At 51.4% G+C, this 12,501-nt stretch carries 6 protein-coding genes; 1 reads left to right on the top strand and 5 read right to left on the bottom strand.

The genetic code is table 11. From position 1 onward, the window contains the following. Positions 1-89: 89 nt before the first annotated feature. The 4 genes from MRBLPE1_RS25135 to MRBLPE1_RS25120 all read right to left on the bottom strand — a co-directional run bounded on the left by MRBLPE1_RS25135 (position 90) and on the right by MRBLPE1_RS25120 (position 9,908). Entirely contained in the window at positions 90-515 is a 426-nt protein-coding gene (locus tag MRBLPE1_RS25135) for a hypothetical protein (RefSeq protein ID WP_364150719.1), read from the bottom strand. 189 nt (positions 516-704) lie between these two features. Then, entirely contained in the window at positions 705-8,261 is a 7,557-nt protein-coding gene (locus MRBLPE1_RS25130) for a pullulanase (protein ID WP_364150716.1), read from the bottom strand. 411 nt (positions 8,262-8,672) lie between these two features. Continuing rightward, positions 8,673-9,407: a class I SAM-dependent methyltransferase gene (locus tag MRBLPE1_RS25125; protein ID WP_364150713.1), complete on the bottom strand. Its 735-nt coding sequence runs from the start codon at positions 9,405-9,407 to the stop codon at positions 8,673-8,675. A gap of 75 nt (positions 9,408-9,482) precedes the next feature. Then, a complete protein-coding gene (locus tag MRBLPE1_RS25120) occupies positions 9,483-9,908 on the bottom strand; it encodes a DUF6157 family protein (RefSeq protein WP_364150710.1) in 426 nt (141 codons plus the stop codon). Positions 9,909-10,193: 285 nt separating this feature from the next. Here MRBLPE1_RS25120 and MRBLPE1_RS25115 point away from each other — a divergent pair, with 285 nt between their 5' ends. Further along, complete coding sequence (locus MRBLPE1_RS25115; protein ID WP_364150707.1) at positions 10,194-11,603, top strand: HEAT repeat domain-containing protein; 1,410 nt, start codon at positions 10,194-10,196, stop codon at positions 11,601-11,603. A 52-nt stretch (positions 11,604-11,655) separates the two neighbouring features. On the opposite strand, the gene MRBLPE1_RS25110 is transcribed toward MRBLPE1_RS25115, so the two are convergent. Next, on the bottom strand, positions 11,656-12,486 hold the full coding sequence (locus tag MRBLPE1_RS25110; protein WP_364150704.1) for an AraC family transcriptional regulator: 831 nt from the start codon (positions 12,484-12,486) through the stop codon (positions 11,656-11,658). Between the last annotated feature and the right edge of the window lie 15 nt (positions 12,487-12,501).

Here is a 12,501-nt window from a genome sequence, read left to right as displayed (position 1 = left end):
ATTTTGTGCAGTGCAGCCAGCCTTCACCATTACGTCAACAAGCGTAATACGACGGAAACCAAGATTAGGGTAAGTACATAAATATGATCTTATTCAACTTCGCCATACTTGATTGGCATAGTATAGCTTTCTTCTGAAGTTGTAATTTTGATACCGACACCATTCGTTAGCATCTCTTGCGTCAATATCCTATCCGTCGTAAAGTCGCGTTGAAAAACGGTTTCGGTATGCGGGGTTAAAAGAAAAGGTGTTTTGCCGTTTCTATCGTCCGTTTCCAATTGCTTGGTCTCAAAGCCAACCGCATCTTTTAAATCTGGATTTAACATAACGATAGAGGCTTCGAATGAAACTTCTTTATCTGTTTTATTGGCTGCTGCAATATATACTTCTAAAATGCTATCTTTTTCGTGCCATCTAACGAAACTTTGTTTTTCAACCAAAATCTCGTTTTCTCCAGAACATGCGGTACAAAAAATAACGAATAACATGAATAAGTAAAGTATGGACTTTATCATGAGTGCCCCCTTAAATCGTTACTATGCCTTCAATTAATTTCCATTTATTGATTATAAATCATCTTTCTGGCAGAAGGAACGTACGATTTCATTAATAGCCATAACAGCAAAAACATTTACGAAGCAGCGTAAATTAAAGAACGGGCTGTCTCCAATGGTCAATTGACCAAAGAAACAGCCCATCTTCGTTTATTTACCCAACAAGTTATAAATAACCTGCGCGCTTTCGGCACGCGTCATTTTGCCCTTCGGCACAAAAGCGTCGTTCGCTCTGCCTTGAACCAGTCCAAGCTCTGCTGCAGCCGATACGGATGCTGCCGCCCACGGGCTGATCTGGCTTTGGTCGGCAAACGCTGCTTCTGCCGATTCCGCTGCGCTCTCATTCCCATTGCGCAATTCATAGGCCCTAATAATCATAACCGCCATCTCCTCGCGGCTAATCATTTCATTCGGTGCAAAGCGGTTACCCCTGCGTCCTTTTACGATACCCAGCTTGCTCGCCGCGGCTGCGTAACCGGAGTACCATTTGCCTGCTTCGTAATCGGAGAAGCCCGCGGTCCCTTCCGCTTTAACGCCAAGCGCGCGAATGAGCATGGCTGCGAATTCGGCACGGGTTACGTTTGCTTGCGGAGCAAACTCTTTCTCGTTAACCCCATTAACGATTTGCTTCGCCGCAAGCGACTTTATTGCCGCGGAAGCCCAGTGGCTCGCTTGAACGTCAGCAAATGATTTGTCATATTCCAGAACCGCGTATTTGCTGAAATGGAATACCTCTGCCGTCATCCAATCGCCGTTTTGCGTCCCACCGACGAATTCAAGCTTGCCGTCGTCGCTTAGATAATATACGCCAGCAATGTCTTTGTTCATTGCCGCATCAACCTTGAAGGTAAGCATGATCGGCTTCTCGAACTTCGAAGCTTGAACCGTTTTTCCATCCTTCAGGACTGCGCTTAAATGGAATTCATACACCTGGGATACAGCTTTCACCTTCGTTTGATCCGCTTCTATGCGGTCAAGCAAAGCATTCGCTTCCGCCGTCTTCACTGCTTTTAATTCAAATACAAGCTGTGCGCCATCCGCTTGCGCGGCTGGAACAAGGGCTTGCACCGCTGCCAGCACTTCATTCGGCAGATGAATCGTAATGCCGTTAGCTTTTAGATCCAAGTCATTTCCTTCCAGCATATCCGCTGCTTTAAACGGCAGCTGCACGGCATTTTTTCCATCGGCTATTTGCACCGTGGCTTTGCCGTCCTTGATCGTTTTCAAGCTGCTCTCATCCACGGCTTGAGCATCTGTTTCCTGCGGTGTGCTAGGTGATGGGCCACTGGATGAAACCTCGCTCAAAATCACCGTTCCGCCTTCATTCCTGCCTGGCACGGCAACCGTCAATTCGCCATTTGCCGCCACTGTGTACATGGTTCCGCTGTATTCATCCCTAACCGCCGCACCTGCCGTGAATGGAGAGGTCAGCACAACCGATTTGCTGTCTGCTGCCGTATTAATGACCGTTACGACATTTACGCCGTTAAATTGTTTGTTAAACGCCAGGTGGCCCAGCGCATCCGAGCCCGCAAGCTTCGTTCGCGCCCCCTTTGCATAGACCTTCGAGAATTTAGCCCGAATGTTGAGCAGCTTCTCATAATGGTCATGAAGCGCCTGCTCCGCTTCCAGCTGCTCCCAAGGCATATCCGTCCGGTTTTCGCTGAACAGACCTGCGCTCATATCGCGCGCATTGGCACCCGAGCGGCCCAGCTCTTCCCCGTAATAAATGACAGGCTGGCCTTTTGCCGTAATTTGCAGAGCTGCCGCGATCTTCAGCTTTCCTTTGTCGCCGTCAACAAAATGCGAAAGGAAACCGTCCTCATCATGGCTGCTCAGGAACTGCCCCATGGTTGCCGTGTTATCCAGCTTGGTCTCGCGGTCCGCCAAATAAGCGTCTACTGCATCAATGGATCCGTTCGCAAAATCTCTCGCTCTGTCGTTAAAGCTGAAATCGAGCAAGCTGTCCATTTGGCCGCTGCGCAGCATGCCACCGTCTCCGTCTACCGTACCGCCAAAATACTCGCCGATCAGCTTGAAGCTTGGATCCGCGGCTGTCAGCGCATTTTTGAACGCCTTCCATGTCGTGCTCTCCACATGCTTGATCGTGTCTACGCGGAAGAAATCAATCGTATCTCCACGCTCTGTCTTCGCACGCTCTAACCAGCCCGCCTGCCATTCGATGATTTTTTCGCGTACGGCAGTATCCTCCGTCTTAAGGTCAGGAAGATGGTCCAGCTCCCCTTCGATCGGATTCGTGCTGGCTTGAACCCCGTTCGTTCTCAGCATGCCGTCAAAGCGCGCTTTGTCCTCAGGCGTAATGCCCGGGCGGTCTTCGTCCGCTTTCAAGCCATAGCCGGTATGGTTCAGCACCACGTCGACCATGATTTTAATGCCCTTGTCATGGGCTTTGTTGATCAGCTCCTTGAACGTCTCCATATCGCCGAGATGCTCGTCGAGCTTCGTGAAATCCTTCGCCCAATAGCCGTGGTAGCCGTATTGCTTGGCGTTAAAATCCGCGCCTTTGTTGAAATCGATATTATCCACAATCGGTGTAATCCAAAGCGTATTGATGCCAAGCTCCTGCAAATAATCCAGCTTGTCGATCATTCCTCTGAAATCACCGCCGTGATAGGCCTCGAGATGCTCTTTATCCACGTCCGCATTGTTTGTGTCGTCTCCGTCCGCGAAACGGTCGGTTAACGCGAAATAGATGCGCGCCTCATCCCAATCAAAGTCCAGATTTCCGGCAAACGTTCTTGCCTTCACGGTCACCGTGGCCGTATGCGTATGCTTGTTGCCGTACTCGTCGACCAGTGTAATCGGTATTTCCTTTAAGCCAGCAGTAACCGTATCCTTGACCGCAATGGTTTGAGCAAGAAGCTTGGTATCTATATTCACCTTAGCCGGTCCGCCTAATGCCGTTAGGTCCATATAACCTTCCTTAAAAGCTGCCTCTTCCGATAAATCAGCTTTGATCGTTAGCACCGCATTTTCATTGTACGAAACCGCAGCAGGACTGACGGTTGCCGTCATGGTGACGACAGGCTTCCGATACGTAATGACGGATTTGCCGTCAACCGTATTTTTCGGATCATTGATTTCCGCTGCCGCTTCGTCCTTCTTCTTCACCACGAAGGTATACTCGTACGTACCGCCTTCAACATCAGCAAGCGTATACGCAAACCATTCCTTCGAAGCATCGTAAGCCATATCATGCTCCGTACCGTTCACCTTTACCTTAACGCTGGTCAAATCGCTGGATTGCCCGCTTTTGAATAAGAGATCATCCCGGTAGAGGAAGGTAATGCCCCCGTCCTTCAGAATAGGCCCTTCAATCGTCGGCAAAATATCAGGCTGGCTAACCATGCTCGTAATATTGACCTTCGTAAATGCCGCGCCCGGCGCAATCGGAATGACCCGGTCATCCGGAATATCCTGCTTCGCGGTGTTCCAGTCTGTGCCTTTGCGAAGCACAAAGCCTACGCTGGTCGTGTCCGCCGAAATTTCCAGCAGGACCGTAGCTACGCCGTTTTCGACTTTATCGAAATTGATTTGGTCATTTTTCACGCCGGTATTCCAAATCCACAGATTCCAATCCGTGTAGTTTTTATCCGGACGAATGTAGTTCAGTTGAACGTAACGCTTTACCGAATCCGTCGTAACCGAAACCGCCGCGCTTGCCGTGATGCCTTTGTACGTAACCGTAATCGCCGTTTGGCCAGCGCCGACTGCCGTCACAAGACCGCCTGCTGTAACGGATGCCGCCTCAGGCTTCGCCGATGAGAACACGGCTGCATTCGTTACTTTTTTCTTGCTGCCGTCGCTGTATTTCGCAAAAACAGCCGTTTGATGCGTCGTTCCAACTTGCAGCGAATAGCTCGCGCTGTCCAGCTCAAGCCCCGTAAGCTCAGGCGCTGCCGCGTCCAGCTTAATAATGACGGCTGTCAAAGGAGCAAGCTTAATCGAGCCCGCTGACAGCTCGAAGCCCGTTGGGTCAGCAACAGCCTGAATACCTGCCTCGTCGCTATCTGCAACGACCGTGCCTCCCGTCAAATCCTCCGAAAGCGTAAGCGTTCTTTCTGTATCATCCGCATTCATAAATACATAATAATTTCCCGTGCCGTCGGTTGCTTTGTTTTTATAGCCGATGACAAGATCCGTTGCTTTCATTTCCTCGGCGTTAATGAGCGTCACGTTGGAATTCACCAAATCCTTGTCGCCGAGACGGAACGCATCCGTATGCTTTCTAAGCTCGATTAACCCCGCAGTGTACTGCTGTGTCACGTGATTGACCGGATATTGCCCGGCATCCGTTGCCTTCTGCCAATCAAACTTGTTAATGGCATCGGAGGAGTCATAGGAGTCATGGATGAAATAACCGAACGTTGTGCCTGACGCATCCGCAAGCTCATGGTATTTCTGCTCCGGTATGCCGTCACCGAGCCATTGCTTCGTCCGGCCGTATTCTTGCCCTGCATGCAGGAAAGCCGTTCCCTGCGACGTCAGGATAAGCAAATTGCCCAGCCGTACCCGCTGATGGATTTCCAGATCATTAGCCGCGATGGCAGGATCCTTCTTGACCGATTGCGCGATGACATCGTAAAGCGGCAGGTTGTCATGGGCTTCGATATACTGCACCATGTCCCCCGGATCATCCGCAGGCGTATTGCCCGGCTGGCCTTTAATGTTATTCAGAATCGTAGCGATGCTTCTCTCTCCGCCTGTGATGAATCTCGGCTCGCCTTCGGAGCCGAAGCCGGATTTCAATTCATTGCGGATTTCATCCGAGAAAACGCCGACGCTGTCCGTTTTGTCCATCCAAGCTTGGTCCGCGCCCTTGTCCTTTAAGGCAGGATCGGATACGGCGCCTCCGAACGTTTTCCAGCCTTCCCCGATGAACAAGGCATTCGGATTAATGCTCGCAGCCGCATCATAGGCATGCTGAACGGAATCATACGTGGCATCGCCCATCATATCCCAGCGCATACCGTCGATTTTATATTCATCGAACCAATATTTAACGGAATCAACCATCAGCTTCTCCGCCATTTTATGAGAGGTTGCCAGATTGTTTCCGAAGCCTCCGATGTTATTGCCGTTCGCATCCTGGAACGCATAGTAGTTCGGCACAATGTCGTTCAGGAAGCTTGCTTTGGCCATATGGGTGTAAACGACATCGAGCACGACTCCCATGCCTTCCTCATGAATCGCATCGATGAGTCCTTTTAATTCCTTCACTCGAAGCTCAGGGTCCTTGGCATTTTCCGAATATGCGCCGTCCGGCGAGAAATAGCTGTGCGGGTCATACCCCCAGTTATATTCATTTTCGAGCGTCGAATACGCATTCTCCCTCACGCCCATGTTCGCTTCATCGCCATAATACCAAGCCATCACCGGAAGCAACTGAATATGGGTAACGCCCAGCGATTTGATGTAGGCGAGTTTATCCTTGAATGCGCTGTAGGAGCCCCAACGCGCCGTAAGATCTCCGGCAACGGAAGGATCGGAAGTGAAATCCCGAATATGCGCCTCCCAAATAATTGCATCCTCTCTTTTCTCATACCCGTCGATTTGGGCAAAGTCATAATCTGGCGAAGGATCGGTCTCGCCCAGATCAACGATCGCCGCTTTCCCAACCGCATCGCCGTCAGGCCCGGTCTCCCCCTTCGTATTGACCCTAAACTCCGCCATCGATTTCGCGTACGGGTCGAGTACGTTTTGGGTTACGCCGTCATTCGTTACTTCATATTGATAAAAATAACCCTTTAGATCGGTAATGCCATGACCGTCCAAATCGGCCGGCTCAATGGCTGCCGTCCACACGCCTTTGTCGCCTTTCGTCAAATCCACGCTGCCGACAAGCTGCGCTGCATCATCCTTAGCATAGACATTGGCAGCGACAGTGCTTGCTTTTGGCGCCCAAAGCTTCAATATAACGCTGCCGGTGCCGGAGTCATAGGTCGCGCCAAGATCATTGCCCTGATAGTCATACAGCTCATCCAGCATTCTCCAGCCGGAAGCGGCCGTTATGGTTTTCCCTTGGTAGGTAACGTTCAGCGGAGCATTGTCCAGCTCAATATTCGCCGAGAGAATCGCTGTTTTTTTATCCGCGTTTAACGTGACTTGATTGACGGCAACGGCTGCTCCGTCCTTATCCGTAATCGTGATCGCCGTCTTTAATTCATCCGCTGCGAGTCCGTCGGTCATGGTGAACCCGAGAAGGAGCCTGCTCTCAGACAGGATTTCGGCGGACACAAGCCCTGTAGGCAATTCGGAATAAGGGGATACATACACGTTGTTATCATTCTCTTTAATCCAAAGCTGGTTATAGCGGTCCAGGAGACTGAAGGTTCGGTCCCCGCCGTCTTTATCGCCTGAAGTGCGGTTGACGACCAGAAAGCTCATTTTCTGGGCATTTTCTAGAAGCGGTACATCCACATAGCTGCCATACCGGTCAACATGCTCCGCTGTAAAAGCGGCTGCTCCCGCCGGCCACCCTGTAGAGGGCGCCGAAACTTGATCCCAGAGCCATAGGCCGAAATCGCTCTGCTTGTTATCGTCCCTGACATAGTGAATGCGAACGGTGTTAGCCGGAAGCTCCACCGGTTCGAAGTAGGATACCTTATCGGAGCCTTGCTCTATCCAAACCTCATTCACTTCCGGCGTGCTGATCGCTACGGCTTTATCTCCGCCGTCTTTAGCGCCGTCGGTGCGGTTCACAATAAGGAAGCCTACTTTTTTGGCGTTATCCGCAAGCGGAATGTCGACATAAGCTCCGTAGCTGTCGCGTTTATCTTCCGGAAAAGCGGTCGCGCCAAGCGGCCAGCCCGTTGATGGAGCAGCGACGTTATCCCATGCCCATACGCCTTGATTCCCGTAAAGGGCATCGGTCCGGCTGTAGTGCACGCGAAGATGCTTTGCCGGAACCGGATCGATAGTCGGATCGACCGGGTCCGGGTCTGGATCCGGTTCAACAGGCGCCTTGAAATCTGCCGCTACCGCATGAGTGCCGGCATCATATTTAAAGGTTACCGGAAGATCCGCAGGAAGACTAAGCGCTTGATTTTCTTGCGGGTAGGCCTCATCCTCCCATGTCGTTCCGAGTACGATTTTGAACTCATAATTGCCTTTGGGCACATCCTTCGTGACCGTATAGACGCCGTCAAAATCAGAATCGTCCAGCACAGCGAGCGCCGTTTGCGGAGCCCAGTTGCCCGGATCGCCGATTACCTTCTGCAGGCTGCCAACGATTCGCGGGAGCTTATCGCCTGCCAGCGGCGTGTAATAGGTAGAATCAGCGATCTTATGCGTATCGTGATTATAGTAAAAAGTAACCTCCGCTGCTTCAGCGAGGCTCAGCTTGATATTGCCTCCGTTTTCCGCACCGCTTGGATTCGTATAGCTGCTAAAGCCATAGCTTTCTTCCCAGCCGCCGTTTAAAGCAACCTTATATTCATATGCGCCTGCCGGAAGCATGGCCGTAAAGCTGTAATCGCCATTGCCGTTAGCGGTCATTTGCGTAGCTGCCGCTGCCGGGTCCCAATCCTTGGTATGACCCAGCTCGGACTGCAGATTGCCGACAAGCACAACCTGATTCGGTGCCGCAGCGCTGACCTGCATCGGTATCGTACCGGCGATCGACCAAATCATAGCCGCGATTAACAGGATAGCCAGCATTTTCTTGCGCTTTAGAGCAAAGCCCATTCGTGTGAACCTCCCCAAATTATCGTTAAATCTCGTTTAAATCCCTTCGAATAAACACTTTTTCCTTGCATCTCTCCCGTTGTTTCAACACCTCCCGGCTTCTCTAAACGGTGCGGCAGTTATTGTGCAATCGTTTGCATAAAAAGCAAAACAAATGCAAACTTTAATTTCAATCCCCATTAATCAACACGATTTCTGCTGAAACAGGAATGAAAGCGTTTGCTCAATCTCATATTAATACTCCCGTTAAAGCGCTGTCAATTGTTTTTCGTGTATTTCCCATCTTTCGACATGTATATGCATCCCATTTGAAGAAAATGACAACGTTTGCACAAAATGTTGCACAAAGCTTTATCAACGAAAAGAAGCGGAGTCCGCGACCCCGCTTCTTTTTCCTTTTCATGCCATATTCTAGTTTTTAACCGCTGCGATCATTAGAAAAATGGGGCGGCGGAGCTCGTCGTGCATTTCCGGTATTTGGTCCAGCATCTCCTGCGTTGGCTGCGGCTCGGAAAGCTTCATGATACGGAAGCCCGATTCAAGGAGTGTATTCACGTAACTGGACACGGTGCGATGATATTTAACGACGGTATGATCGAGGAAGTTCGCTTCTCTCGCGCCTTCCTTATAGTATCCGTCGACAGGCCAATGCAATTTTTCTCCGTCAGCGCCGTAATGCCAGTCCTGCTCCGCCTTCGCCGTAAAAATCGGATGCTCAACCGAGAACACAAAGGAACCTCCCGCAGCAAGAGCCCGGTAAACGTTCTGGCAAACGTCGGCGAAGCTCTCGACATAATGAAAGGCAAGCGAGCTGATCGCCACGTCGAATTCACCCTCGCTGCAGTCGAAATCTTCAATGGCGCAGCGGCGGTACTCAATCTCGGAATCATTCGTCAGCGCTCTTGCGCGCTCCAGCATATTCTCCGAGAGATCCGTCCCAACCACCGAACGGGCTTCGCGCTCGCGCGCATATCGGCAATGCCAGCCGAAGCCGCAGCCAAGATCCAGCACCTTTTTATCGCGCAGCTCCGGGAGCATCGCGCGGAAAGCATGCCATTCCCCGGCAGCATCGAGACCGCCGATCGAACGGGACATCCGGCTGTAATTCGCGAAAAAGCCGGGTTCATCATATTTATTTTGTTTCATGATAGGCAAGCCTCCTCATGGTTATCTCATTCGTCTCTCATACATCGCTGTCTTCGCAGACTGGTTCTACTGCCCTTACTTTTTGCTGCTGCGCATCCCGGCAAGTACCTTTAAGCCTTCCTGCGTGCCCCCAGCAAATTGATGGTATTCAGCAGACTCCATCGCTACCAGCGCAAGCTTTCCTGCCTCATTAAAATGAATGCCCCAGCCGTATTTCTTCGGAAGCATCGAGGCGCGCATGCATGCCATTGGCTTCGAGAAAAACGCTTCGCGAATTTCCGCGCCCCGTTCAGCTACTATTTCAGGCGCGATCTCCTTGTGGCGCAAATGCACTTCGAGCAACAGCTCTTCCTGCGTATAGCGGTAAGGCTCCCCCGCGGCAAGCTCATATTCAAGGCTCGGCTTTGTCCGTCCGCCCTTCTTGTCCGGCGGCACCGTTCCGAACTCTACCGGACAATCCGCTGATACCGTAATAAACGTATTGTAATAATTCCATTCCATTACAAATGCCTCCTTCGAGAAAAGCTATTCCCATTATACCCGTTTTCAAGCTCATTTGTCAGACTAGGGCCGCTTGCTTAGCACCGTATTCGAGCAGGGCCTCGTATTCCCGCCATACGCCGGAAAGCTGGACAAGATCAAAAAGCTGCTGAAATAAGCGGCTTTTTTTGCTGCCGAACAGGAAGTTAGTTTTATGCAAGCTTCGCTTAGTTTCGTGTATGTAGCACCGGGCTGATATCTCATATAATCGGTGTATTCCAACAAATCTTAGGAGGACATCACCCTATGAATCAACCCCCTCTATTGCTGACAGACGAACAAATGCGGAAGTTCATTACGGAAGGCTTCCTGATTTTGAAGACCGATTTCCCGGAATCCTTTCATCAGTCGATGACCGCCGAGCTAAAGAAGGTCTACGACGAGGAAGGAAACCCCGGCAATAATTTACTGCCGCGAATCCGGGAAATCCAACAGGTATTCGACAGTCCCGTCATCCAAGGCGCGTTGACGAGCGTGCTCGGACCCAACTATATGCTGCATGCGCATCGGCACGGCCATTATAATGCCCAGGCCGCGGCTGGCGGCTGGCACAAAGACAGCTACTGGGGTTACTCCCGTATGCGCAACCACCATCCATGGTGGGCGATGATCATGTATTTTCCGCAAAACACGCCGATTGAGCTAGGACCGACAGGCGTTATGCCCGGCACGCAAAATTACGAATCACGCGCCTTTGTTTCCGACGAGGCGGCAGGTGAAGCCTATGCCAGCGGTGAAGCCGGGACGTTCGCCCTTATCCATTACGATATATGGCATCGTTCCACGCCGAATGTATTAGGCCAGTCACGCTATATGCTTAAATTCGAATTTATGCGGACCGAGGCTCCAATTAAACCTTCATGGGATAATCAGGCAGCCGAATGGCAGGAGCCTTCCGGCCTTTCGCTGCCTATCGCCTTCCACGAAACCTTATGGGAAGAAACCTGGAATTGGTTATCCGGAAGCGTGGGCAGCCTGGCTGAATCAAGGGAGGAGAACAGCGCGAAATTAAACGAGCTTTCCGAGGATTTGGCGCATTCGTTTGAACCGACCGCGCTGAACGCAGCCTATGAGCTTGCCCGATACGGTAAAAGAGGCATTTCGGCCCTCATAGCAAGCCTTCGCCACGAAGACGTATCGATTTCGCGAACAGCCGCATACGGGCTTTCCGTTGCCGGTGCTGATGCTGTAGAAGGTTTAACGGCTGCCCTTGCCGACGAACGCGAAGAAACGGTATGCCATGCGGTATTCGCGCTCGGAGAGCTTCGCCACCTTGCGGCCCCGGCAATTGAAGCGCTTAGCCAGCTGTTAACCCATTCCTCCGCAGCCATTCGCAGCGCTGTTGCCGAGACGCTCGGCATTATCGGGTCAGCTTCACCCGCTTCGGTCGATGGTCTCATCGCCTGCTTATCCGATGAGGATGTCCAGGTTCGGTTTACCGCCGGACTCTCGTTATCCCGGCTCGGTCCGGCGGCTGCTTCCGCCGTTCCCGCATTGGAGGCTGCCCTGGACGATGAGAACCGCTACGTCCGGGCACATGCGCTCGAAGCGCTCCGGTACATCGGCACGGATGATGCAAAAAACATTTTAATCAAATCGCTGTTCAACGCCCGCTGGTGCACGACTACTACGCCGGCCACCCCTTTCTATCCTTAATGCGGAATAAACAAAGAACCGCCGGCGAAGCTGCCGCGGTTCTTTGTTTTTCCTATGCCTTCATGGAAAGCTCCCGATATTCGCTTGGCGACAATGCCGTGTACTCCTTAAAAACCCGCGAAAAATAGGTAGCATCCATGCCGAGCGATTCAGCGACTGCCGAGATGCTCTGCGAAGTAAAGGTAAGCAGCTGCCTCGCTTTGTCCATCCGCTTGCGGTTCACGTATTGAATGGGCGAAAGCCCCGTCGTACTCTTAAACATGCGGATAAAATAATTAGGGTGAAAATGGACAAGCTGCGCGAGCGTATCGACTGACATATTTTCCGATAAATGCTCCTCGATATAGCTCAGCACCACATTCATTTTCTCGAAGGAGCTTGTGGTGGGCGTGTTTATCGCAACGTGGCCGGCCTGCTCCAGCAGCATAGCCAGAATCTCAAGAAAAGCTGCCTGCACATGCAGCTCGGCTGTCCATTCCTCGCTCTTATGATGCGCCACGAGGCGTTCGAACTTCTCCTTCAGCCCGTTATGATCGTTCACGGTTAAGATGACGGGCATTTCCAGCATCTGAAACAAATTGAAATTATCCAGCTTCGCCGTAAAATGGCACCAGTATTTGCCGAACGTATCCTCGCTCAGCGTGCCGTAGGACTGAATGACATCCGCAGGCAGCAAGCAGAGGTCGCCGGCCTTCGGATAATATTTACGCTTTCCTATCTGAACGTACCCTTCGCCCTCTTGGATGTAATAAAGCTTGTTTACATCGGGAGTATAATCATCGTCCTTCCACGAAATGGGCACCTTCGTATAATTTGCGACGGCCACATGCAATTGCAAACCGCTCAAATACGTTTTCCAAAATGTTTTTCGATCAGCGTTCACTGTGACTCCCGCCTT

The organism is Paenibacillus sp. LPE1-1-1.1 (genome assembly GCF_040676435.1).
Lineage (GTDB): Bacteria > Bacillota > Bacilli > Paenibacillales > Paenibacillaceae > Pristimantibacillus.
Note: the sequence above shows the minus strand (reverse complement) of the source record. Positions and strands in the feature narration are given on the sequence as shown.